The 25,617-nt window shown below is 68.5% G+C and carries 13 protein-coding genes; 7 read left to right on the top strand and 6 right to left on the bottom strand.

Translation table 11 applies throughout. The annotated features are described in order from the left end of the window. Nucleotides 1-48: 48 nt before the first annotated feature. Complete coding sequence (locus ACE3QW_RS18895) at nt 49-1,965, bottom strand: propionyl-CoA synthetase (RefSeq protein ID WP_250167439.1); 1,917 nt, start codon at nt 1,963-1,965, stop codon at nt 49-51. Nucleotides 1,966-2,203: 238 nt separating this feature from the next. Here ACE3QW_RS18895 and ACE3QW_RS18890 point away from each other — a divergent pair, with 238 nt between their 5' ends. After that, a complete protein-coding gene (locus ACE3QW_RS18890) occupies nt 2,204-3,829 on the top strand; it encodes an acyl-CoA synthetase (RefSeq protein ID WP_374253213.1) in 1,626 nt (541 codons plus the stop codon). Nucleotides 3,830-3,843: 14 nt separating this feature from the next. Continuing rightward, nucleotides 3,844-4,056, top strand: coding sequence for an alkylphosphonate utilization protein (locus ACE3QW_RS18885; RefSeq protein WP_024280870.1), 213 nt, complete (start codon nt 3,844-3,846; stop codon nt 4,054-4,056). A 27-nt stretch (nt 4,057-4,083) separates the two neighbouring features. On the opposite strand, the gene ACE3QW_RS18880 is transcribed toward ACE3QW_RS18885, so the two are convergent. Next, nucleotides 4,084-5,085 (bottom strand): GSU2403 family nucleotidyltransferase fold protein, encoded by a 1,002-nt coding sequence (locus ACE3QW_RS18880; RefSeq protein ID WP_374253211.1) that lies wholly within the window; start codon nt 5,083-5,085, stop codon nt 4,084-4,086. Nucleotides 5,086-5,293: 208 nt separating this feature from the next. Here ACE3QW_RS18880 and ACE3QW_RS18875 point away from each other — a divergent pair, with 208 nt between their 5' ends. From ACE3QW_RS18875 to ACE3QW_RS18855, 5 genes are all read left to right on the top strand, one after another. After that, entirely contained in the window at nt 5,294-7,036 is a 1,743-nt protein-coding gene (locus tag ACE3QW_RS18875) for an ABC transporter ATP-binding protein/permease (protein WP_374253209.1), read from the top strand. 117 nt (nt 7,037-7,153) lie between these two features. After that, nucleotides 7,154-8,518: a H(+)/Cl(-) exchange transporter ClcA gene (clcA, locus tag ACE3QW_RS18870; protein WP_374253207.1), complete on the top strand. Its 1,365-nt coding sequence runs from the start codon at nt 7,154-7,156 to the stop codon at nt 8,516-8,518. A gap of 213 nt (nt 8,519-8,731) precedes the next feature. Next, nucleotides 8,732-9,238, top strand: a complete 507-nt coding sequence (locus ACE3QW_RS18865) for a peptide deformylase (RefSeq protein ID WP_029555769.1) — start codon at nt 8,732-8,734, stop codon at nt 9,236-9,238. 204 nt (nt 9,239-9,442) lie between these two features. Beyond that, entirely contained in the window at nt 9,443-10,483 is a 1,041-nt protein-coding gene (locus ACE3QW_RS18860) for a TRAP transporter substrate-binding protein (protein WP_374253205.1), read from the top strand. 84 nt (nt 10,484-10,567) lie between these two features. Continuing rightward, a complete protein-coding gene (locus tag ACE3QW_RS18855) occupies nt 10,568-13,270 on the top strand; it encodes an EAL domain-containing protein (protein WP_374253203.1) in 2,703 nt (900 codons plus the stop codon). Here the strand turns inward: ACE3QW_RS18855 and ACE3QW_RS18850 are convergent. The 4 genes from ACE3QW_RS18850 to ACE3QW_RS18835 form a co-directional block, all read right to left on the bottom strand. Next, on the bottom strand, nt 13,222-14,352 hold the full coding sequence (locus ACE3QW_RS18850) for a hypothetical protein (protein WP_374253201.1): 1,131 nt from the start codon (nt 14,350-14,352) through the stop codon (nt 13,222-13,224). The two genes, ACE3QW_RS18855 and ACE3QW_RS18850, sit on opposite strands and share 49 nt — an antisense overlap. Before the next feature lie 47 nt (nt 14,353-14,399). After that, nucleotides 14,400-15,947: an adenosine deaminase gene (locus tag ACE3QW_RS18845; RefSeq protein WP_374253199.1), complete on the bottom strand. Its 1,548-nt coding sequence runs from the start codon at nt 15,945-15,947 to the stop codon at nt 14,400-14,402. Nucleotides 15,948-16,248: 301 nt separating this feature from the next. Then, on the bottom strand, nt 16,249-16,914 hold the full coding sequence (locus tag ACE3QW_RS18840) for an invasion associated locus B family protein (RefSeq protein ID WP_250167431.1): 666 nt from the start codon (nt 16,912-16,914) through the stop codon (nt 16,249-16,251). A gap of 257 nt (nt 16,915-17,171) precedes the next feature. Further along, nucleotides 17,172-24,614 (bottom strand): hypothetical protein, encoded by a 7,443-nt coding sequence (locus tag ACE3QW_RS18835; RefSeq protein ID WP_374253197.1) that lies wholly within the window; start codon nt 24,612-24,614, stop codon nt 17,172-17,174. Between the last annotated feature and the right edge of the window lie 1,003 nt (nt 24,615-25,617).

The raw sequence follows: 25,617 nt of genomic DNA, 5'->3' as shown, positions 1-25,617 counted from the left end.
GGCCGGGCAATCGCCCGGCCTCGATAGGGTCAAAAAGCGGCACCCCGCTCAGGCGATGCCGCGCTCCTTGAGCACGCCCTCGATCTCCTCCAGCACACCCGCGTCGTCGATGGTGGCCGGTACTGTCCAGGGATCGTGATCGGCGATCTTCTTCATGGTGCCGCGCAGGATCTTGCCCGAGCGGGTCTTGGGCAGGCGGTTCACCGTGACCGCGAGCTTGAAGGCCGCCACCGGCCCTATGCGGTCGCGCACCAGCCCCACCAGTTCCTTCTCGATCACGTCCGGCGCGCGCCGCTCGCCGGCCTTGAGCACGACGAAGCCGCAGGGCACCTCGCCCTTCAGCTCATCCTTCACGCCGATGACGGCGCACTCGGCCACGTCCGGATGGGAGGCCAGCACCTCCTCCATGCCGCCGGTGGAGAGGCGATGGCCGGCGACGTTGATGATGTCGTCGGTGCGGCCCATGACGAAGACATAGCCGTCATCGTCGAGGAAGCCGGCGTCGGCGGTCTTGTAGTAGCCGGGGAACTCGGCGAGGTAGCTCTCGGCGAAACGGTCGTCCTGCTGCCACAAGGTGGGCAGGCAGCCGGGAGGCAAAGGCAGCTTCACCACGATGGAGCCCATGGTGCCGGCCGGAACGGGCTTGGACGCCTCGTCCACGATCTGCACGTCGTAGCCGGGCATGGGCACCGTGGGCGAGCCGAGCTTGATGGGCAGGAGGCCGAGGCCCACGGGGTTGGCGGCGATGGCCCAGCCGGTCTCCGTCTGCCACCAGTGGTCAACTACCGGGACCTTCAACTGCTCCTGTGCCCACACGACGGTATCGGGATCAGCCCGTTCGCCGGCGAGGAACAGGGTGCGGAAGCGCGAAAGATCGCGCCCCTGCTTCAGGAGGCAGTCAGGGTCCTCCTTCTTGATGGCGCGGAGCGCGGTCGGCGCCGTGAACAGCGCGACGACGCCGTGCTCCTCGATCACCCGCCAGAAGGCGCCGGCGTCGGGCGTGCCCACCGGCTTGCCCTCATAGACCAGCGTGGTCGCGCCGAGGATCAGCGGGGCGTAGACGATGTAGGAATGGCCGACCACCCAGCCGATATCGGAGGCGGTCCAGAATACCTCGCCGGGCTTGATGCCGTAGAGGTTCTTCATGCTCCAGTCGAGCGCAACCATGTAGCCGCCGGTGTCGCGCACGACGCCCTTGGGCTTCCCGGTCGTGCCAGACGTGTAGAGGATGTAGAGTGGATCGGTCGCCCGCATGTCGGCGCAGAGGGCGGCCTTGCCTGCCGCGGCTGCGGCATCGACCGCCGCCTGCCAGTCGAGATCACGGCCCTCCACAAGCGCGCCCGGCCCCTGGGTCCGCTGCAGCACCAGGCAGTGCTCCGGCTTCACGGCCGACATGGAGATGGCGAGGTCGAGGAGCGGCTTGTAGGGCACGACGCGGTTCGGCTCGATGCCGCAGGAGGCCGCGAGGATCACCTTCGGCTCGGCATCCTCGATGCGGGTGGCGAGCTCCTTGGCGGCGAACCCGCCGAACACCACGGAATGAATGGCGCCGATGCGGGCGCAGGCCAGCATGGCACAGATCGCTTCCGGCACCATGGGCATGTAGATCAGAACGCGGTCGCCCTTGGTGACGCCCATGTCTTGAAGCACCGCGGCCAGCGTCGCCGTTTCCTTCAGCATCTCGCCATAGGTGAGCGTGCGCTTGGTGCCGGCCACCGGGCTGTCGTAGATCAGTGCCGCCTGATCGCCACGGCCGGCCGCGACATGGCGGTCGAGGGCGTTGTGGCAGACATTGCCCACCGCATCGGGAAACCAGCGGCCATAGACGCCGGCATCGGCATCGAAGATGGTCTCCGGCGGCCGGGTCCAATCGATGCCGCGGGCAGCTTCGGCCCAGAAGGCGGACGGATCGGTCTTCCAGCCGGCATAGGCCTGCGCGTAGCGGCTCGCGCGATCAATGGACATGGACGTCTCCCTCAAGGGTCTTCTTTGGCCCGGTAGTGCCGGGTGCTTTTTTACAGCGCAAGCTCGCACAAATGCGTAAGACGTTTGTCGCCCGGGTCTGCAACCACATGCGGCGAACTGGTACTTTGGTATCGGGCACCGCTGATTGCACCGCCCTGCCGCCCTCGGCTAGGTTCGCGCTCCAATTCGACCGGAATCCCGGCGCGAACACAAGCTTTCGGACGAGGGGGGAGACACGATGGCCGGCATCTACGACCAGGATCTCGATCGGAATGCGGCGAACTACCAGCCGCTGACGCCCCTCGGCTTCCTCGAGCGGGCCGCGAGCGTCTTTCCGGACCACACCGCCATCCTGCACGGCAATTTGAAGCGCAATTACCGCGACTTCTACGCTCGCAGCCGGCGCCTTGCCTCGGCGCTGGCAAAGGTGGGCATCGGCGTCGGCGACACCGTTGCGGTGATGCTGCCCAACGCGCCGGCCATGCTGGAAGCCCATTACGGCGTGCCCATGGTGGGCGCGGTGCTCAATTCGCTGAACACCCGGCTCGATGCCGCCATCCTCGCCTTCACCCTCGACCACGGCGAGGCGAAGGTGCTCATCACCGACCGCGAATTCTCCCCGGTCATCAAGGCGGCCCTCGCCCTCGCCGTCTGCAAGCCGCTCGTCATCGACTATGACGATCCCGAGTTCACCGGTCCGGGCGACCGCATCGGGGTGATGGAGTACGAGGATTTTCTCGCCACCGGCGACGAAGACTTCGCCTGGAAGACGCCGGACGATGAATGGGATGCCATCGCCCTGAATTACACGTCCGGCACCACGGGCGATCCGAAGGGCGTCGTCTATCACCACCGCGGCGCGCATCTGCTGGCGGTCGGCAATGTGGTGACGTGTGCTCTGGGCAAGCATCCGGTGTATCTGTGGACGCTGCCCATGTTCCACTGCAACGGCTGGTGCTTCCCCTGGTCCATCACGCTGGTGGCCGGCACCCATGTCTGCCTGCGTCAGGTGCGGGCGAAGGCCATGTTCGACGCCATCGCCGACCACAAGGTGACGCACATGTGCGGCGCGCCCATCGTGATGTCCACGCTGCTCAACGCGGCGGAAGCCGACAAGCGCCCCCTGCCCGGCCGGGTGGAGTTCATCACCGCCGCCGCCCCGCCGCCGGAGGCCGTGCTTGCCGCCATGCAGGACGCCGGCTTCAACGTGGTCCATGTGTACGGCCTCACTGAGGTCTACGGCCCGGCGGTCGTCAATGACTGGCACGCGGAGTGGGATGCGCTCGATGCCAAGCAGCGGGCCTTCCTCAAGTCCCGGCAGGGCGTGCGCTACAGCGCGCTGGAAGCCCTCGACGTGATGGACCCCGAAACCATGGTTCCCGTCCCCGCCGATGGCGAGACGCTAGGCGAGGTCATGTTCCGCGGCAACGTGGTGATGAAGGGCTATCTGAAGAACCCCTCGGCCACCGAGAAGTCCTTCGCAGGCGGCTGGTTCCACTCGGGCGACCTCGGGGTGAAGCATCCAGACGGCTACATCCAGCTCAAGGACCGCTCCAAGGACATCATCATCTCCGGCGGCGAGAACATCTCCTCCATCGAGGTGGAGGATGCCCTCTACAAGCATCCCGCCATCGCCGCGGCCGCCGTGGTGGCCAAGCCCGATGAGAAGTGGGGCGAGACGCCCGTCGCCTTCGTCGAGCTGCGCAACGGCATGAGCGCGACGGCCGAGGACATCATCGCCCATTGCCGCGCTCATCTGGCGGCGTACAAGTGCCCCCGCCACGTGGTTTTCGAGGAAATCCCCAAGACCTCCACCGGCAAGATCCAGAAGTTCCGCCTGCGCGAGCTGGCCAAGGAGGTTTGAGGAAGATGTCCGACATTGAAGTCCGCGACGCCAACGGCGCCGTCCTGAAGGACGGCGACAACGTCACTCTCATCAAGGACCTCAAGGTGAAGGGCACGTCCGTGACCCTGAAGCGCGGCACGCTGGTCAAGGGCATCCGCCTCACCGGCGACCCTGAAGAAATCGACTGCAAGGTCGAGAAGGTGAAGGGCCTCGTGCTGCGCACGGAATTCGTGAAGAAGGCGTGAGGTTGGGCCGGCGCTGTGCCGGCTCGCTCAGGCGCAAAGCTCGTCCCGTGTCAGGCCGAGTTCCCGGAGGGAGCGCTCGATGGGGCGCTGCCAGCCGGTGACGCCCTGCGCGCAGGCATCCTCGCAGGCATCGGACAGGGCGAACGGGTCCGCTGCCTTCAGGGCATGGATCAAGGCACCGGCCTGCACCAGATCCTTGGCGCGTTTGGCCGTATCGCCTCCCCGTTTCTGGGCAATGACGAGCTTGTGGACTGCAAAGCGCGCTGGCTGGGGAATACGCACGGCGATGCCGGAGCGATAGAGCACCGCAGCGTCCATCGGCGCGTCGATCAGCCATGCAAGGTGCTGAAGAGGGGCCGCCCCGGCCGCGAGCGCGGGCAGCAGCATGGGATTGGGATCGGTGCGTCGGTATTGAGGCGTGAGAAGGTCCACCACGAAACCCGCCGCAGAGCGGAAATGGGAAGGCGGGGCGGCCCGATCGAGGCCGGGCAATGGCCGGAAGCTCGGATCGGCCCGTTTCAGAACGGTTTCCAGCGTCTCTCCCGCATCGACAGCGCTGATGGCGAGACTGGCCGTGGCGAGGTCGGCGTCCTGCGTCATCATGGCAGAGGCCGGCAGCGCGTGACCGACCGGCGCCGAATAACACTGATAGGCGGCCGTTCCCACCACCACCGCCTGCCGCAACAATCCTGCCTCTTCAAGGGCGTCGAGCACCTGCGACAGGGCTGCCGTCGGAGATGGAATGCCCGCGCGCCGCAAGGTGGAGATGAGGGTGGAGCGGACCTTCGCGGCCCTATTCTCCTCCTCGATCAGGCCGATGCGCTCCGCCGCTTGCGGATCGTCGGCCTTGCCTATGAAGAGGTCGCGCCGGGTGGAGCCAACCGGGCGCTTGGCGTAGACGTATTCGACGCCCTTTATGTCGCGCCGGTAGAGCGATGCCGGTCGCTCCACGACCCCATGCACCTGCTGCACGAGTTCCGCATAGAGCGTCTGGAGGGGCAGCGGGATGGGCTTGAGAGCTACAGACATGGTTTCGATTCCTGTCTGTAACTTCTATCTTTTACAGACAATTTTCGCAATCCTGTCTGTAACGCCCGTTATTCCCGATTCCTTTCCCTCATTCCTGCCCGCCTCCCCTGCCCCACCGGCACCTTTCCAATCCTTCATCCTGCGGCCATGGTTCAGTCATGCGCGGGGGTTCAATGCTTGCCGCGAAGCCCTCCCGGAGAGCCCGGCCTTGCGTGCCCTTCTATCCCTTCTCGGCGACATCCGCCGCCTCGCCGTGCCCTATTTCAAGAGCGAGGAACGCTGGATCGCCATCGGCCTCCTCGCCGCGGTGATCGCTCTGGAGCTCGCGTGGGTGTTCGCCACGGTGATGCTGAACGAGTGGAACGTCGCGTTCTACAACGCCATACAGGAGAAGGATTTCGCCGCGTTCAAGACGCAGATCCTGATCTTCTGCGCCATCGCCGCAGGCGCCATCGTCGTGGCGGTCTACCAGATCTACCTCAAGCAGTGGCTGGAGGTGCGCTGGCGGCGCTGGCTCACCCGGCGTTATCTCGGCGCATGGCTGGGTGACGACGTGCACTATCGCCTGCGGCTCGGCGGCGATGAGGCGGACAATCCCGACCAGCGCATCGCCGAGGATGTGCAGTCCTTCATCAGCCGCACGATTTCGGTGGGCGTCGGCCTGCTCGGCACCGTGGTGTCCCTCATCTCCTTCTCCGTCATCCTGTGGAATCTGTCCGGCTCGCTGCCGCTCCATCTGTTCGGGCGCGAGCTGAACGTGCCGGGCTACCTGTTCTGGGCAGCGCTGATCTATGCCGCGGGCGGAACGCTCCTCGCCCATTTCATCGGCCGGCCGCTGGTGAAGCTCAATTTCGAGCAGCAGCGCTATGAGGCGAACTTCCGCGTCGATCTCGTGCGGGTGCGCGAGAATGGCGAGCAGATCGCCCTTCTGGATGGCGCGCAGGCCGAAGAGCGCAAGCTCGAGGGACGCTTCTCCCACATCTTCGGCAATTTCGTCGAGCTGATGAAGGCGCAGAAGCGCCTCACCTGGTTCACCGCCGGCTACAACCAGATCTCGACCATCTTCCCCTATGTGGTGGTGGCTCCGGCCTATTTCTCCGGCCAGATCCAGCTCGGCCAGCTGATGCAGACGGCGAGCGCATTCTCCTCGGTGCAGGGATCGTTCTCCTTCTTCATTTCCAGTTACGTGACGCTGGCGGAATGGACCTCGGTCGTGCAGCGGCTCACCGGCTTCGAGAAGGCCATCGCGGCGGCGCAGACCAACCGTCCCACCGAGAGCCTCGCCTCCCTTCCCGCCACCAAGGCCTTGGCGCTGCGTGGGCTTGATGTGCGCCTGCCGGGCGGCGCGCCCCTTCTCGCCACTGACGAACTGCACATCGCGCACGGGGAATGCGTGCTCATCACCGGCCCTTCCGGTGCCGGCAAGACCACCCTGCTACGCGCCATCGCCGGTATCTGGCCCTACTCGACGGGCTCCGTGCACCGGCACGCCGAGCATCGCCTCATGGTGCTGCCGCAGAAGCCCTATGTCCCGGCCGGGCGGCTGGATGTGGCCCTCGCCTATCCCCGCCCCGTCGCCGATGTGCCGCGGGCCCGCATCGCCGAGGCCTTGACCGCCGTCGGCCTCGCCGACCTCGCCGGCCGGCTGGATGCGGAAGCCCTGTGGCCGCACGAGCTCTCGCTGGGTGAGCAGCAGCGCATCTCCATCGCCCGCGCACTGCTGGAAGAGCCCGAGGTGCTGCTGCTGGACGAGGCCACGTCCGCCGTCGACGAGGCGACCGAAGCGGCGCTCTACCGCCTGCTGCGGGAGCGTCTGCCGGAGAGCACCTTCATCTCCATCGGCCATCGCAACACTCTGGTGGACCTGCATGACCGGGTGCTCCACCTCCACGGCGAGGAATCGCCGCGAATGCTGGGACCGGCCGCGCCCCCGGCGCTCAAGGCGGTTTGAAACCGGGCGGGGCGGGACGAGGACGGGTCGGTAGTCCTTGCCCCCCACCGCACGCCTCAGCTAAGTCTGTTGCTGCAGTGCATCAGGCTGCCCAGCTGCCCCGCCCCGAGGTCCCGCGTGACAACCGCCGAGCCCGCCCAGAAGCCCCGTGACATCGTCTATTACGCCCTCGCCGCTCTGGTGGGCTTCATCGGGGGCGGCGTCGGCGCCGGTTTCCACTGGGCGACGGTGAAGGCCGGCGAGTGGCCGCTGCTGCTGCGCGAGCATTTCCAGGGGCCGGAGCTTTATGCCGCCCTCTCGGCCGGCGCCGCTCTGATGGTGGCCCTCGCGGTCTTCCTGGTGCGCCGCTTCGCCCCCGAGGCGGCGGGCTCCGGCGTTCAGGAGATCGAGGGCGCGCTGGAAGGCCTGCGCGAGGTGCGCTGGAAGCGGGTGCTGCCGGTGAAGTTCGTCGGCGGCGTGCTGGCCCTCGGGTCGGGGCTGGTGGCGGGCCGGGAAGGTCCGACGATCCACATGGGCGCCTCCATCGCCAAGGCCATCTCGGACGCCGCCGGCCTCAGCACGCGCGACAGCCGGGGCCTGCTGGCGGCCGGTGCCGCGGCGGGTCTGGCGGCGGCGTTCAACGCGCCGCTGGCGGCCATCCTGTTCGTCATCGAGGAGACGCGGCGGCAGTTTCCCTATGGGTTGCGGACCTATAGCGCGGTCATCATCTGCTCGGCGGCGAGCGCCATCGTGGCCCAGGTCATCGGCGGTACCGCGCCGGACATGCAGATGGATGTGGCCGCCGTGCCGCTGCATTTCCTGCCCGCATTCGTCGGGCTTGGCGTGGTTCTCGGAGGGGTGGGAATCGCCTTCAATGCGGCGCTGGTCTTTTCGCTGGACGCCGCACGGGGACTGGCTTTGAAGGTCTCGCCCTATGTCCTGCCGGTGGTGGTCGGAGCGGCGGTGGGGCCGTTGCTGGTGCTGCGGCCGGAGGCGACGTTCGGGGGGGAGATGCTGGCGGTGTCCTTGCCGGGCATGGGGTTGCCGGCGCTGACGTTGGCGGGGATCGTCCTGATCCGGTTCGCCATGACCATGGCGAGCTATTCCACCGGCATTCCCGGCGGCATCTTCGCCCCCATCCTGGCGCTGGCGACGGCGGTCGGGGTGCTGTTCGCGACCTTGCTCGGGAGCCTTTTTTCCCTTCCGCCCCAGATGCTTGCGGCCTGCGGGATCGCCGCCATGGGTGGCCTGTTCTCGGCCACGGTGCGGGCGCCGCTGGTGGGGATGGTGCTGGTGGCGGAGCTGACCGGGGCCTACGATCTCCTGCTGCCGACCATCCTCACCTGCGTCACCGCAAACCTTGTGGCAGAAGGACTTGGCGGCAGGCCGATCTACGAAGTGCTGCTCGACCGCACCCTGCGCCTCGCCGGAATGCCCCGTCCGCCGGAGCCGGAACAGGACGTCATCGGCGGCTGGGACGAGCGGGAGCGGCGCCCGCAATAGGAGCCGATATCGGCAGGTTCAGTGGGGGTAGCACCAGGGGAATCGGCGGGATTCGGGACCGGTTCGGGACGGGTTCAGCTCCTGCCGGGTCCAAGATCGAGGCCGTCGCACCCAACCTCCCATCAAGCGGTATCAAATTACATCCCCGCCCTGCCCCGAGTCCCCGCTGTGCGTCCGGACGGGAGGCATCGGGACGCGACACGGAGGCCCCCCATGGCGGTACGCCAGATCGTGAAATTCCCCGACCCGCGGCTGCGGCTGCCGGCCGCGCCGGTGACGGTGTTCGACGCGGCGCTCGCGGACCTCGCGGCGGACCTCCTCGACACGATGCGCGCCGCGCCGGGCATCGGCATCACCGCGCCCCATGTGGGCGTGCCCGCGCGGGTGGTGGTGCTGGAGCTGTCCCATGAGGACGGCCCGCGCACCTATATCAATCCCGAGATCGTGTGGTCCTCGCCCGAGACCATCCGCCATGCCGAGGGCAGTGTCTCCATGCCCGGCGCGGTGGAGGAGGTGGAGCGGAAGGCCCGCGTGCGGGTGCGCTACCAGGATCTCGCCGGCGCCTTTCAGGAGGAAGAAGCCGAGGGGCTGCGTGCCGTCTGCCACCAGCACGAGCGCGATCAGCTCGACGGCATCTTCTGGCTGCAACGCCTGTCGCGCCTCAAGCGGGAGCGGGTCGTCCGCAAATACGAGAAGGCACAACGCTCCTCCGCCGATTGAGGGCTGAAAGCGGCATCCACGGGGCAAGCTTGTGCTTGCGCATCCCCCGCCCATGCGCTCACTCTCACAGAAATATCCCTTCCCGGCGTTGCGGTTCGGGGCGGGCGGCTGGCCTGAAGGCGGGGCCGGAAGATGCGGGCGCGACGCGGGCGGAAGGCGTTTCACGGGCGAATCGGGACGGCACGGGCGGGCCTGCGGCAGCTCATGGCCGCCCTCGCCCTCATCCTCATGGCCCTGTCTCCGGTCTCGCCCGCACGCGCCAAGAATGAACCCATCCGGCTGCAGGTGGTGGGCGGGCTCGGGGGCGTCACCCAGTTCACCCGGCTGGAGCAGCCGTTCTGGGAGCGCGAGATCACCGAGCGCACCAGCGGGCGCGTGGTCGCCACCATCATCCCCAACGACAGCGGCGGCCTGCGCGGGCAGGAGATGCTGCAGCTCATGCAGCTCGGCGTGGTGCCGTTCGGCACCGGCCTCATGTCGGTGGTCTCGGCGGAAGAGCCGGAGCTCAACGCCGTGGACCTGCCCATCCTCAACCCTGACATGGCGACCCTGAAGAAGACGGTCGCCGCCTTCCGCGTGCATCTCATCAACATCCTGCGCGACCGGTGGGATATCGAGCTGCTCGCCATCTATGCCTATCCGGCGCAGGTGCTGTTCTGCCGCGCCGGCTTCCGCGGCCTCGACGACATCGCCGGCCGCCGGGTCCGCACCTCCTCGGTGGCCCAGTCCGATCTGATGAAGGCGCTCGGGGCCATTCCCGTCGTGGTGCCGTTCGCGGATGTGGTGGATGCGGTGCGGCAGGGGGTGGTGGATTGCGCCATCACCGGCACCCTCAGCGGCCACGAGATCGGCCTCGGCGACGTCACCACCCACGTCCACAGCATGGCGATCAGCTGGGGGCTTTCCTTCTTCGGCGCCAACGTCAACGCCTGGATGGCCCTGCCGGAGGACGTGCGGGCCCAGATCCGCGGAGGCCTCGCCGATCTCGAAGGCCGCATCTGGCAGCAGGCCCAGGCCGACACCGCTCGCGGGCTCGACTGCAACACCGGCGCCGTCGCATGCAGCCGGCCGATGACCCACCGGCTGGCGGTGGTGCCGCAATCCGAGGCCGACGCCGCCCGCCGCCTGACCCTGCTCTCCAATACCATCCTGCCGCGCTGGATCGAGCGGTGTGGCGCGGCTTGCGCCGATGCATGGAATGCCTATCTTGCCGAACTGCACGCGACGACCGCCAAAGCCGAGTGATCGCAGCCGGCCGGATGATCCGGGCGGAAGGGCCTCCCCCGGCGGGGACGGCGGCGCCCTCAAGCGTGGGGACTGGCGCCGACGATGATCTGGCACCGCCTCAAGCTCTCCGTTATCGCCGGGACCATCGTCATCCTGGGCCTGCTGACGGTCGGGACGGCCCTGCTCGCACATCGCGGCCTCATGGCGACGCGGCTCATCGCCGAGGCGGACATCGAGCGCTCCGCCCAGGGCGTGGAGAATGCGCTCAACCGTCAACTGCTCCAGATCCATGGCGCGCTCGCCGCCATCCGGCCGCTGTTCGCCGCCGCCGGGGTCACGGCCACCTCGCCCGCCGCCAACGAGCTGCTGCGCGGCTTCAACCTGCAGACCATCGCCTATCGCGACATGATGCTGGTCGCCCCCGACGGCACCATCATCGCCTCGGCCCGGCCACGCGGCGCGCTGCGCTCGCTGCCCATGGTGACCCAGCCCACCAGCATTCAGCCTGCCGCCATGATCGGGCCGGTGCAGAATCCGGTGAACGGCGACTGGTCGCTCTATGCCGTCCGGGCGGTTCCCGGATGGAACGGCGTGGTCGCCGTCGCCGACGTCTCGACCCAGTCCCTCATGAAGATCCTGGCGGAGACCGGCCTCGCCCCGGGCATGCGCATCCGCATCGAACGGCCGAACGGCCAGCTGGTGGCCTCGCTGCCCCATGACGAGCTGGCCGTCGGCGAGTGGCGGCACGGTGCGCTGGGCACGCGACCGCCCGACGGCAGGGCCTTCGTCGCCACCGGCGACAAAGGCCAGCCGGAACTGGCCGTGGTGCGGAGCTCCCTGCCCGGGGACCTGCGCGTGGTGCTGGTCACCGACCTCGACGAGGCCCTCGCGCCATGGCGGCGCTTCCGCGATCGCCTGACCGCAGCCGCCGCCATGGGCGGGACGCTCGTGACGGCCTTCGCCGGTGCCCTCTTCCTGGCACTGCGCCAGCGCGAAAGGGTGGATGCCGAGCGCTCCCGCGCCACGGCCGTGCTCGCCAATGCGGTGGAAGCCATGTCCGATGGCTTCGCCCTGTGGGACGGCGAGGACCGGCTCGTCGCCTGCAACCAGCGCTACCGCGAGCTGTTCGCCATCACCGCGCCGTTTCTGACGCCGGGCGCCCGCTTCCAGGAGATCATGCGGGCGAGCGTCGCGGCCCGTCATCTCCCCACGGCCGGTCCGCTGAGCGAGGAGCAGGTGGCCGAGCGGGCCCGCTGGCATCGTCCCGAGCACAGCCCGGTGGAGCGGCGGCTGTCCGACGGGCGCTGGCTGCTGATGACCGACCGGCGCACCGCGGACGGCGGCGTGGTCGCGATCCGCACCGACGTCACCGCGCTCAAGGCGGTGCAGGCGGAGCTTGCCGAGGCCAACCTGCGCGCCACCGAGGCCGCCGCCGAGGCGCAGCGGCAGAACATGGCGCTGATCGAGCGCGAGGGGCGCATCCGCTTCCTCGCCCATCATGACGACCTCACGGGCCTGCCCAACCGGGTGGTGTTCCGCGAGCGCATCGGCAAGGCGCTCTACGAGGCCGCCGAGCGGGGCGAGAAGATGGCCCTGCTCTATCTCGACCTCGACCGCTTCAAGGACGTCAACGACACCCTCGGCCATCCCGTGGGCGACGCTTTGCTGCGGAAGGTCGCCGCCCGCCTCACCAACTGCGTTCACGCCACCGACGTGGTGGCGCGCCTCAGCGGCGACGAGTTCGCCATCATCAGCATCGGGCCGCAGCAGCCGCAGGCGGCGACCGAGCTGGCCGAGCGCATCATCGCCCTGCTCGGGGAGCCCTATTCGGCCCTCGGCCATACCATCGCGGTCAGCGTCAGCGTCGGCATCGCGGTGGCCGAGGCGGCATGGATCGACGCCGACACCCTGCTCAAGCAGGCCGACCTCGCCCTCTACCGCGCCAAGGCGTGGGGCCGCGGCACCATGTGCGTGTTCGAACCGGAGATGGACACCCATCTGCGCGCCCGGCTGGAGATGGAGCAGGACCTCAGGGAGGCCCTGGCGGAAGGGCAGTTCGATCTCGCCTACCAGCCGATCTTCTCGGTGGTCACCGGCGCGCTCACCGGGTTCGAGGCGCTGCTGCGCTGGAACCACCCGCGCCGCGGCATCGTCGAGCCCTCAGATTTCGTGCCGCTGGCCGAGGATTCCCGCAGCATCGTGGAGATCGGCGCCTTCGTGCTGCGGCGGGCGGTGGCCGACATCGCCGCCCTGCCCGGCAATCTGAAGGTGGCGGTGAATCTCTCGCCGGTGCAGCTCGCCTTCGGTGACATCGTCGGCACGGTGGAGGCGGCGCTGCGCGACAGCGGCCTGCCGCCCGGCCGCCTCGAATGCGAGATCACCGAAACCGCCCTGTTCGAGAGCGAGGAGACCAGCCTCGCCGTGCTCCAGCGGCTGCGCGAGATCGGCGTGAAGATCGTGCTCGACGATTTCGGCACGGGCTATTCCAGCCTCAGCCGGCTGCGCCTCCTGCCCCTCGACAAGATCAAGATCGACCGCTCCTTCGTGCAGGACGCCACCGAGGGCTCGGCCAGCGCCGCCATCGTCGAGGCCATCACCGTGCTCACCGGCCGGCTCGGCATCGCCACCGTCGCCGAGGGCATCGAGACCGAGGCGCAGTGGGCGCTGCTCGTCCGCACCTCCTGCGCCGAGGCGCAGGGCTTCCTGCTCGGCCGCCCCCTCCCCATCGCCGAGGCCGCGGCGATGGCCCGCGACGGCTACGGCGTGCCGGTGGCGCTGGCGGCGGGCTTTTCCGCGCCGACGTGAGGGCCCGCCGCCGCCTTCCGGTACAGCCCGGTCAGGATCACCATGGGGGACAGAAGCGGCTGCGGCGCCGCGCGCATGCGCCGACCCAGCGCCTCCATCAGCCCAGCGGTGAACGCTTCGCGGAAGGCACCATCGCGGCCGGCATCGAGCGCCGCCAGAAGGGAGGGCAGGAACGGCGCGCGGAAGAAGCCGAGATGCTTCTCCGCCAGCGCCGCCGCGTCCCCGTCCACCCCATAGGCCGGCCAGAACGGGTCCGGCATCTCCCGCGCCTCCTCGGCGACGAGGGTGAGCCCCGCGAAGGCGCCATCCGCGAACGGCAGGCGGGTGTCGGCGGCGGTGCGCTCGAAGACGAGGATGGTCATGCGCCCGCGCTCGTCTTTTGTAAGCATGCCGCCGAGCGCCATGGCGTCCAGCTCCGCCTCCACCCACGCCATCAGCACCGGGAAGGTGGTGGGCTCGTCCTCCGGCAGGCTCGGCTGCACCACCACCAGCGCCCCGCCCGGCTTCAGCTCCCGCGCACGGGCCGCGAGGAAGGCCCGCCAGTCCGCCGCCGCCTGCGCGGCGAAGGCGGCACGCACCTCCGGCGCCGCCTGCCGCGGCCACACATGGCCCGCCGGCATCACCGGCGCACGGCTCATCCAGTGGGCGGCGAACGAGCACCAGCCGAGATCCACGCTGGCATCCGGCAGCACCTGCTCATGGAAGGTGCGCCCCACGGCGGATGCGAAGGCGCGCGCATCTCGCCGGAGATAGCTGTCGGGATCGTCCCGCAGCAGCGCGAACAGGGCGGAGAAATCATTGCCCGGCTGGTCGGTGTGGACGACGCTCACCGGCACGTCCGGCCCCAGCCGCCGGCGCACGTGGCCGAGCGCGAGCCCCATGGGCATCAGCGAGTTGCGCCCCGTGGCGCTGCCATAGTCCGCCAGCGTGACGGGCGCGTGCAGCGCCATGCCCTCGAACGCCCGGTCGATCAGCGGCAGCCCATGGGCACCGCCCTTCGCCTGATGCTGGGCATGGTCATTGTAGAACCCGCCCCCCTGCATGGGCGCCGGGCCCGTGGCCCGCTCGTCATCCCCGGCCATCACCCCCTCCCCCGTTGCGCGGAGGATGGCGGGGAACGGCCCCGCCTTCAATGCCCGCCCGCGCCCACCATCGCGCGGAGGAAGGCGCTGGCGCGGGTGCCCAGCGGCAGGGCGTCCGTCACCTCGCGTTCGAAGGCGGCGAAGGCGGTGGCGAGGCGGGAGCGCTGGCGGGCCTTTTCCGGCGGCGACAGGAAGGCCTTGTCGATGGCGGTCTCAGCGAAGCCCTTGAGGCGGCGATAGCCGAGGCCGTGGTCCTGCGACGCGCGCAGATATTCGTTGGTGAGATCGATGCGCGAGACGCCCGCATCGTCGGTGGCCAGCGTCACCGGCACGCCGGCCGAGAGATATGTGCGGATCGGGTGGCGGCGGTCGCGGACGCCGAGGATCACGTCGGACGAGGTGAGCGCGATCTCGATGGCGACGCCGCGCGCCTTCAGCTCCGCCAGCAGCCCGTCCATGTCGCGCTCGAAGCCGATGGCGGTGCCGTGGCCGATGCGCCGCGCGCCCGCCGTCTCCACCGCATCGCGGATGTGGAAGTCGAGATCCGGCGGCGGCACCAGCCCGATCCACAATTCGCCCGCATGGAGCGCCACCGGCACGTCCTTGCCGGCGAGGAAGCCGATCCACTGCATGTGGGCGCGGTAGTCCTGCCGGGCCGTGCGGTAGTCCTCCGGCCCCACATAGTTGAAGCCGGCGACGATGTCCGGCAGGGCCCGCACGAGGGCCGCCGACACCGCCGTCTGGGCGAACACCTCGGCGGGCGCGCCGTTGCGGTTCACCTGCGCGATGTAGCGGAAATCCACCCCGCAGCCGGGGCGGGTCGCGTCCGCCGCGCAGCCGCGCAGCGCCTCCACCCGGGCGACGAGGGCCTTAATGTCCTCCACCCGGCGGCGCACCACTTCCGCCATGCCGGCCTTGTCCAGCGCCGCCAGCATGGCCTTGGGATCGCGCTCTGCACCGATGGCCTGGCCGAGGCGGCGGCGGTCCTCGCCCTCGATCAGCGTCACCATCAGCTCGGCATATTGCACGTTGTCCGCGCCGTACTGGCGCAGCTGGTCCACCGTCATCTCGGCGGTGCGCTCCAGGGTGCGCGTCCAGTCCGGTCCACCGGCGGCGGGATTGAACTTGGAGAAGGAGGCGAAGAACTGATCGTGGCCCGAGGGCACCTGGGGCGTGGGCAGGAACCAGCGCAGGGAGAGCGCATCCACCAGAAGATCGAAGGTGGTCTGGCCGCGCCAGCCGGCCACCGCGTCGGCGATGGGGACGATCTTGGGATCGGTGCCGCAGGGCTTCTCCGCGCTGGCATCGGCGGGCGGGGAGAGGATGTTCATGGCGGCGGGATCGAGGCACAGGCCATCCTTGATGGCCCAGGCGATCAGCCGCTCGGCATAGACCGCGCCGGAGAGATGGGTGTGCAGGTCGCCGCCCTTGGGCATGCGATGGAGAAAGGCGCGCTGGCGGTTGGGCTCCGGCCGCAGCGCCTCGAAATGGGCGGCGGTGAGCGCCTCGGGCAGGTTGCTGGCGACGACGGCGGCCCGGATGGCGACACAAGCCGCGATCAGGACGAACGCGGCGATCAGGATACGGCGACGCAACAGGGCCTCCGGGGCGCGGGTCTCAACTCGCGCGCGAGGGTAGAGGTTTTCTCCGCATCACGGAATCCACGAAACGGTCCCCGGCGCCGTCGTGGCGCGCCTCACCCTCAATCACGCCGTCATCGCCCGCCTCGTGCGGGCGATCCACCTCTCCGCCGGAGCGGGGTCAGGCCGGATGAAGCGGACAAGCGGCAAAGTGGATCCCCCGGACAAGCCGGGGGAAGACGGTGGTGAGGATGCGGGACAGAAGCGACAGGGCGACGGGGGGCGGCCCGCTCAGCCCTTTGGCTCAGCCGGCCCTTCAGCTCTTGGCGAGCCCGGCCAGCACCTTGTCGACGCCGGTGACGCCCACCTTCACGTTCACCTGCCGGCCGTCCTGCAGGCGGAAGGCGATGGTGGCTTCCTTGGCGGCGGACAGCTCCTTGGCGAGGGCCGCGTCGTAGGCAATGCTCGCCTCGCACTCGGTGCCGTTGCACCACTGGTAGGCGAGCTTGCGGGTGTTCTGGCCGAGCACCAGGTCCACGCCGTCGCGCACCAGCACGCCGGTGGGGGTGGTGATGGCGATGGTCGGCACGTCCTTGCCGTCGCGGCCGATCTTCCACACCACGACCACGCGCTTCGACTGGTTGTCGGTGATGCGCAGCACGGCGAAGCAGGTCTTCTTGCCGGCCTTGGCGCCGGCGGCCGGAGGCACCTCCTGGCAGGTGAGCACCCAATTGTCGAACGACTGGGTCTCGGTCTTCACCGGGCCGGCGGGCGCGGCCGGGGCGGCCGGCTGGTTCTGGGCAGTGCGGTTCTGGGCGGTGCGGTTCTGGGCCGGCGCCGCCTGCTGGGTCTGCGCCACGGTGACGGCGCCCGTGTCCTCGGAGAACAGCACGGCGAAGGGCGTCGCCGCGAGGAGCGCGGCAAGGGCGAGAAAGGGGCTGGCGCGGAAGGAGGTGGTGCGGAACAGACGGGAAAGGATCACGAGACGCCTCCGTGGACGAGGACCCGGGGACAGAAGGAATCCGGAGAAGGGACGAAATGCGGGGACTGACGCGACGCGGGCCAGAAACGCGGGCCCGGAACCGGGCGGCCTGCGCCCGCAGCTCTTACCCGAACGGGAAGGATGGGACGGCCTGGAGCGAAAGCCAAGCTCCGTCACGATCTTGTCCCCGGAGAAGAAACGGGCGGCGCACCTTCAAGGCACGCCGCCCGCCGGACTGATCGAGGATCAGGTGCCGCTCACCACTGGTAGCGGACACCGCCCTTGGCGCTGCCGGCCGTGTAGTTGTCGCCGAACTTCACGTCGGCATTCACGAAGCTGTTCCAGCCCGAGTCCTTGGCGAAGACGTTGAACCCGACGCCGACTTCACCGAACAGGCCGTCGAAGTTGTCGACGGTGCCGAAGGGCACGCCCGGATTGAAGATCGTGACGGCGTTGTCGCCGAGGAACTCGTACCAGAGGCGGCCGGTCACGCTCGCCTGCACCTTGTAGGTGGCGGCGTCGTAGATCTGGCCACCGACGCGGGCGCCGAGGCTGCCGCGCAGGCTGTCGTTGTTGCCGAAGTCCACGAAGGTGTTTCCGGCAATGGCGAGGTTGGAGATGTTGGTGTTCACGTAGGTCAGGGTGGCGAGGCCGTCGACGAACCCGCCATTGGCCCAGGTGTAGAGCCGGTAGCCGGTATCGAGCGCGAAGCCGACGTTCCGGGCGTCCGTGGACTTTCCGAAGTAGCCGATGCCCGCGAGCGTCGGCGCGTTGTAGTCCATGGAGAGGAAGTCGGCCTTGATGAGAGCGTCGAAGTACCAGTTGCCGGTGATGTAGGTGGCATAGGCACCGACCGTCCCGCCCGAGTAATCCGCCGAGGTGGGCGAATTGCTGAAGTTCAGGTTGGACCCGACGTAGCCACCGAGGACACCGAACACCACCGCGTCATTGGTGGCGAACACGCCTTCCTTGCCGAAGTCGGCACCGGCCATGAACCCGTAGATGCTCTGGTTGTAGCCGGTGTCGAACCCGTAGAGACCGCCGCCAGCCGCGAAGGTGTTGGAGGCGTCGCGAGAGCCCCAGCTGCCGACCACCTTGCCCCAGATGCCGGGGGTGACGGAGGCCGGAGCCCCGTCGATGGTCTTGATGCCTTCCTTGGTGACGAGCTGCGTGGGGGTGCCCTGCAGGTAGGTGCGCAGGTCGGCCTGGCGGTCGAGCCACACGCCGGTGGTCTCGTGCCAGATGGCCTGGGCGCCGGTGACGAGCTTCGGCAGCTCGAACACTTCCTGGTCCGGGAGGCCGATCAGGTACTGGTCGTTGCCGATGACCGTGAGGTCATAGAAGAACAGGCCCTTGTCGATCACGCCGCCGAACTTCGGCGAGTAGTTGGTGGAGCCGGGCGAGATGTAGAAGCTCGTCGGGTCCGTGGTGCCGGCCGCGCTCTGCACGTCCACCACCTTGATGCCGGCGAGGTTGAAGGCGCCCGGTCCCGCGTTGACGTCGTGGATGACGAGGCCGGTGGAGCCGGTGGTGACGAGGCCGGCGATCTCAACACCGTTCACGTCGAGGCCGCCAACCGCGAGCTGGTCCGAGGTGGAGCCCGGCGCGCCGAGGTAGCTGTCGAGGCCCACCTTGCTGTTGCCGACGCCGTTCCAGGTGCCGCTCACGTAGGTCACGTCGCGGGTGCCGTTGCCGGCGATCTGGCCGGGGGTCTCGTCGATCATGGTCAGCAGGCCGCTCTGGAGGAAGAGCGGATCGCCGTTGTTGAAGGTCTCGAGGCTGTTGAAGGTGGTGGTCTCGGCCACCCCGCCCTGCAGCGCCGTGACGATGCGGCCGGTGTTGTTCAGGGTGTCGTTGCCGCCCCCGAAGTAGTTGTTGCCGACCGTGATCCAGGTGTTCGACGACAGGTTGTTGAAGGTGTCGTCGTTGTTGGTGAGGCCGATGCGGCCGACGATGGTGCCGTTGTTGGTGATGGTGGTGGCGCCGCCGTCGGTGTCGATGACGATGTCGCTCGCCGCCACGATCAGGCCGGGCAGGTTGTTGCCGCCCAGGTAGCTCCAGGAGCTGACCAGCGTGCCGGCACCCACGTTGATGATGGTGCCATCATCGCTGTTGACCGAGATCACCGCCTCGCCCCAGCTCTTGCCGGAGCCGATCACCGCATTGTTGGTGCCGATGTTCACCGTGGCGAAGTCGGCCGAGAAGATGCGGATGGCGTTGCCGACGCCGGTCATGTCCGCGTCGCCGCGGATGATGCTGCCGTCGGAGGTGTTGATGGTGACGTTGTCCCAGCCGCCGGCGCGGATGCCCTTGTCGTTGGCGAGGACCACGGAGTTGACGCCGGTGGCGACGAAGATGTCGTTGCCCGGACCGAAGGCGAAGTTGGTGGCGGTGAGGCCATCGTCGCCCGCAGCCACCGCGCTGGACGTGCCGGTGGTGAGGAAGACGTCACCGGAGCCGGCGAACTTGTTCGCCACGATGCCGTCGCCGCCCGCGGTCACGCCGCTGGTGGTGCCGGTGGTCACGGTGACGTCGCCGGTGGAGCCGATGGACTGGGCCTCGATGCCGTTGCCCACGGTGGTGATGTTGCTGAGGAGGCCGGTGGTGACCACCACGTCACCCGTGCCGGCGAACCGGCCGGCGAAGATGCCGCCCGCGGTGGCATTGATGGCCGAGGCCGTGCCCGTCGTCACCGACACGTTGCCGGTGCCGAAGGTCTTCGAGGCGATCACGCCGAAGTCCTGGGCCGCGATGGTGGTCGAGGCCCCCTGGTTCACCGTCACGTCGCCGGTGCCGAAGAGGACGTTGGCCTCGACGCCGTTGGCGGTGGTGGAGGTGACGTTGGCGTTGGCATTCACCAGCACCGCGCCGTCGCCGCCCTTCAGGATGAAGATGCCGTTGTCGGTGGCGGTGATGGCCGCGTTGTTGGTCACGGTCACGTCGCCGGTGGTCAGCGCCAGCGAGCGCACCTGGATGCCCTCGTCGCCGGCGGTGATGGTGCCGTTGGTGGTGACGATGACGTTGCCGCCGCCGATGTGGCCCACCGAGATGCCGTCGTCGCCGGCATTGATGGTGCCGTTGGCGGTGGTGTTGATGGTCACCGGGCTTTCGCCGAAGGCGAGGGCGAAGATGCCGTCGCCGCCGGTGGCCGCGCCGCTGAGGCCGCCGACCGCCGCATCCACGTCGATGGTGGTCGGGCCGTCACCGAGCTTGAAGGTCAGGATGCCGATGCCGTCGGACTTGATGGTGCCGCCCGCATTGACGTTCACGTCGATGGCGCCGTTGCCGATGTTGGCGCCGACGATGCCGATGGTGGTCGCCTGGACCTCGGCGTTCACGTTCACCGTGGCGGTGCCCGAGCCGATGGTCAGCGCGCCGCCGCCGATCGCGGGCGGGTCGATGACGCCGTTGATCGTCAGGGTGGCGTTGCCGGTGCCGCCGGCGATGGCCGCCGCGCCGATGAAGCCGCCGGCCGCGACCGACACCTTCTGGTTCACCGTCACGTCGGTGTTGCCGCCGGTGTTGAAGCCGACGACGCCGGCGATGGCGGCGTTGACCGTGCCGTCGGTGACCACGGTCACCTGCTGGCCGGCGCCGATGTTGCCGCCGAGGACGCCGATGCCGTTGGCCGAGGTGACGGCCGCCAGCGTGTGGACGTCCACCGTGCCACCGTCGCCGATGGAGAGGGCGCCGACGCCGAGCAGGTCACCGCTCACGGTGCCCTCGGTGAGCACCTTCACGGTGTTGTTGTTGCCGAAGGCGAGGCCGGCGACACCGAAGCCGTCCGTGGAGGTCACGGCCGCCTTGGTGTTGATGTCCAGCGAGCCGCCGGTGGCGCCGAGGATGCCGCCGACGCCGAGGAGGCGGCCATCGACCGTCTGGTCGGTGGTGACCTTCACGGTGTTGGCGCCGCCGCCGATGGCGCCGCCGAACACACCGAAGCCGTCCGCCGACTTCACCGTGTCCTTGGTGTGGACCGTCACCGCGTTGGTGTCGCCGAGCGCCAGGGCGCCGACGCCGAGGTAGCGGCCGGTCACCGCCTTGTCGGTGGTCACGTCGATGGTGTTGGAGCCAAAGCCGAGGGCCGCCACGCCGAAGCCGTTGGCGCTGTCCACGGTGTCCTTGGTCTCGACGGTCAGGGTGCCGCCAGTGCCGCCGATGAGGCCGCCCACGCCGAGCAGGTCGCCCGTCACCGCCTTGTCGGTGGTGACCGAGACGGTGCTCGCGCCGGTGCCGAGGCCGCCGCCGAAGACGCCGAAGCCGTCCGAGGAGGTCACGGTGTCGAGGGTATGGACCGTGACGGTGTTGGTGTCGCCGATGCCGAGGGCGCCGACGCCGAGGTAGCGGCCTTCGACCGCCTTGTCGGTGGTGACGCTCACCGTGTTGGCGCCGGTGCCGATGGCGCCGCCGAACACGCCGAGGCCGTCCGCGGACTTCACCGTGTCCTTGGTGTGGACCGTGACGCTGTTGCTGTCGCCGAGCGCCAGCGCGCCGACGCCGAGGTAGCGGCCGGTCACCGCCTTGTCGGTGGTCACGTCGATGGTGTTGGAGCCGAGGCCGAGCGCCGCCACGCCGAAGCCGTTGGCGCTGTCGACCGTGTCCATGGTCTTGATGGTGAGGGTGCCGCCCGTGCCGCCGATGACGCCGCCCACGCCGAGCAGGTCGCCGGAGACCTGCTTCTGGGTGGTGACATTCACCGTGTTGGCGCCGGTGCCGATGGAGCCGCCGAGCACGCCGAAGCCGGAGGCCGAGGTGACCTTGGCCTGGGTCTCGACGTTCACCGTTGTGCCGCCGCCGCCGAGGTTGAGCGCGCCGACGCCGAGCAGGTCGCCGGAGACTTCCTGCTGGGTGGTCACGTTGATGGTCTGGCCGGTGCCGAGGCCGAGGGCCGCGACGCCGAAGCCGTCGGAGGAGGTCACCTTGTCCTCGGTGACGATGGTGAGCTGCGAGCCCGCGCCGCCGATGAGGCCGCCGACGCCGAGGAAGGTGCCGTCCACCTGCTCGCCGGTGGTGACCTTGACCACCGAATTGTCGCCGATGCCGGCGCCGACCACGCCCGCGCCGCCGGAGGTGACGGCCGCGGTGGTCTTCACATCCACATTGCCGTTGGCGCCGATGGAGAAGCCGCCCACGCCGAGGAGGCCGGAGTCGATGGCGCCCGAGGTGGAGACCTTCACCACCTGGTTGTCGCCGATGCCGCCGCCCAGCACGCCGATGCCGTCATTGGTGACGGACGCGGAGTTCTTCACCTCCACGGTGGTGGCGATGCCGGTGGTGTTGTCGCCGATGACGATGCCGCCCACGCCCAGCACGCCGCCGGTGATGGCGCCGCTGTTGGTGACCTTCACCTGCCCCTCGTCGCCCACCACGAGGCCGGCGACCGCCGCACCCTGGGTGGTGATGGCGCCGGAGTTGGTGACGGTCAGGGTGCCGTTGTCGCCGATGATGCCGGCGAGCACGCCGCCCACATCCGCGTCGATAGCGCCGGTGTTGTTGACGGTGGCGCCGTAATTGTCGCCCACCGCGAGGCCGAGCACGCCGACGCCGCTGTTGTTGACGATGGCGCCGTTGTTGGTGACCGTCAGGCCGTTGGCCTGGCCCTGGCCGACCGCGATGCCGGCCACGCCGAGGAAGCCGCCGGTGACGACGCCGCCGTTGCTGACCGAGGTGATCGCCGAGCCCGAACCGTCGAGGTCGATGGCGGCGCCGATCACGCCGATGCCGTTGGTGTTGATGGCGCCGCTGTTGGCCACCGAGACGTTGGTGACGCCGGCGCCCGGGCCGTTGTCGATGCCGATGCCGGCGACGCCCACGAGGTTGGCGTTCACCACCGCGAAGTTCTGGACGTTGACCGCGTTGCCCTCGCCGACCGTGAGGCCGAGCACGCCCACGCCGCCGGAGGTGACGACACCGTAGTTCTGCACGCCGACGGAGTTGCCGTCGCCGATGCCGGCGCCGCCCACGCCCAGGAAGCCGGCATCCACCACGCCGAGGTTCTTGACGGCGACGGTGTTGCCATCACCCACCGCGAGGCCGGCCACGCCGATGGCGAAGTCCTCGACCACGCCCTTGTTCTGGACATCCACGTCCGCGCCGGGAAGGGCGCTGTTGTTGCCGACCTTGATGCCGCCGACGCCGAGCAGCGGGTTTGCACCCACGCTGGACTGGACCGAGGCGTTGTTGTCCACCACTGCGCGGCCGTTGCCCACGTTCAGGGCGACCACACCGATCAGGTCGGCATCGATGGTGCCGGCGGTGTTGGTGGTGGCGGTGCCGTTGCCGATGGCGAGCGAGCCGGCGCCGATCAGCGGCGGGTCGATGACGCCGGAGAAGTTGACCGTGGCGTTGCCGTTGTTGGAGATCGCGCCGACGCCGATCAGGCCGCCCGAGGCGACTTCCACGGTGCCGGTGGTGTGCACATTGACGTTGCCGTCGGTGTTGAAGCCGAGCACGCCGCCCTGGGTGCCGGAGACGTTCTTCGTGGTGACATCCACCGTGCCGCCGGTGCCGACCGAGCCGGCCAGCACACCGAAGCCGCCGGTGGCGTCCACGTTGTCTCGGGCGTCCACCGTCACCGAGTTGCCGGTGCCGATGCCCACCGCGAGAATGCCGGTGCCGTTGCCGGCCGTCACATTGTCCTTGGTGGTGACGTCCACCGTGGCCTTGCCGGTGCCGACCGCAGCGTTCCAGGTGGAGGGGTCGTTGGGGTCGAAGCCGGTGAAGTCGCCGACGCTGGCGCCGAGGGCGAAGACGCCGTTGCCGTTGGTGCCTTCCACGTCGCCGGAGACGTTCACCGTGGTGTTGGCATTGCCGTTGAGGCTGCCGGCCAGGGCGAAAATGCCGTTGGAGCCGCCGGTCACGTCGGCAGAGCCCTGCACGGTGGTGGAGGCGGTGTTCGGGCCACCCGAGACGGGCGCGGTGATCGCCGAGGCGAAGATGCCGGCGCCGGAGGTTCCGGTCACCGAGCCGCCGTTGGCGGTGACCGTGGTGGTGGCGTCAACGCCCACGCCGCCGAGACCGACCGCCGAGGCCGAGGCGTTGATGCCGTTGGTGCCACCCTGCACGAAGGTGCCGCTGGTGGAGACACTGGAGATGGCCGGCAGCTGGAGCGGGCCAGCCGAGACGCCGACGGCGGTGGCGTTGATGCCGTCGCCGCTGGTGCCGATGGCGGTGCCGCCGACGAAGTTGAGATCGAGGTTGGTGCCCAGCGCCGCGACGCCGTTGGTGCCGCCGGTGAAGAAGCTGTTGTTGGCCGTCAGGTCCACTTCGCGGGCGTTCAGGCTCGCGCCGGAACCGGTGGTGCCGGAGAAGAAGCCGGCGTTGGTGGTCGCGCTGACGGTACCGAGGGCGTTGAGGTTCAGGCCGTTCGTGCCGCCGCTGACGAAGGCGGCGGGCGTGGAAGAGAAGGTGATGTTGCCGGCGACGGCATTCAGGTTGATGCCGTTGCTCGCCGCCTCGGTGCCGGTGGCTGAGCCGCCGAAGCCGGTCATGCTGATGTTGCCGACAAGGGTCGTGGCGCCAATGCCATTGTCGCCGCCGGTCGCCGTGCCGGTGAAGTTGTTGACGCTGATGTTGCCGGAATTCGTGTAGAGGAGAATTCCCGTGCCAGTGCCGCCGGTTGCCGAACCACTGAAGTTATTCAGCGAGATGGCCGTATTGTTCGGCAATCCACCCACAGCATTGAGCGAAATACCGTTCACGCTGCCGGATGCCGTCCCGGAGAAATTGTCGGCGGAAATCGAACCAAGCAGGCTCGAGTTGGCGTGAATGCCATCGCCACTGCTTCCCGTGGCGCTACCGCTGAAGCCATTGAGCTGGATGGATAGGCCGTTAAGAACAATTCCATTCCCGGAGGTCCCTGTAGCGGAACCCGAGAAATTGTTCAGGGTAATATTGCCGTCAGTGGTGTTGCCGTCGGAATTGAGATTGATCCCGAATGAGGAGCCCGTAAACGATCCTGCCATTCCATCGGCAGTGATGTTCTTACCGAAAGTCGCACCGAAAATGTTCTCTTTGGCCGTAACGGACAGTCCACCGCTGGTAACGTTGGTGGTCCCGTCGGACGTCACGGTCACATTCTTGTTGGTCGTGAAGGCCGTCCCCTGCGCCGCAGGACCGCCCGAGCAGGCGATCGACGTGGGATTGCTGCCGGCATTGCCCACGCACGGATCAGCCGCATTCGCCGTGCCCGGCTGGATGACGCCCGCAAGCACCGTCGCCAGTGCCGAGCTGAGGAGGAGCGCCCGTGTCCGGCCGCGGGTGACGGATGCCCCCCTCGCAGAGGACCGAACATTCGCGCCAGACAGGATGGTGCCGCCCGTATTGACCATCTTCACCCCCAACATGCAGCGGCAGGAGGAAGCCCTCCGCCAGCCTGAACCTGTTTCGGCCGCCACAATCTGCGACCGTTGGTTGTGGAGTGATTCTCACACTCCTCGAACTGAGGCGAACTTACCCAGCGGATGCAATCGCCTCTCCGCAGGGCGCGAATCATCACTGCTCAAAATGCGAATTTCTTCATATTCGCGTGAGGTGTTGCACTTCTGCCATAGTCGAATTTATGTATTTTATTCAATGAGTTAACCATAAAATCGGCACATGACGGTTGCCTGCAACCACTCCACAGCTCAGCCACAGACAGAATAGGTGGCGGTAATTTAGTAGCCTGGATTGCGTTTAGTCTCTGTTTGACGTGTTGTAACG

It is taken from the genome of Xanthobacter sp. (assembly GCF_041911315.1).
GTDB lineage: Bacteria > Pseudomonadota > Alphaproteobacteria > Rhizobiales > Xanthobacteraceae > Xanthobacter > Xanthobacter aminoxidans.
The sequence above is the reverse complement of the archived record's forward strand: the minus strand, read 5'-3'. Positions and strand labels throughout refer to the sequence as shown.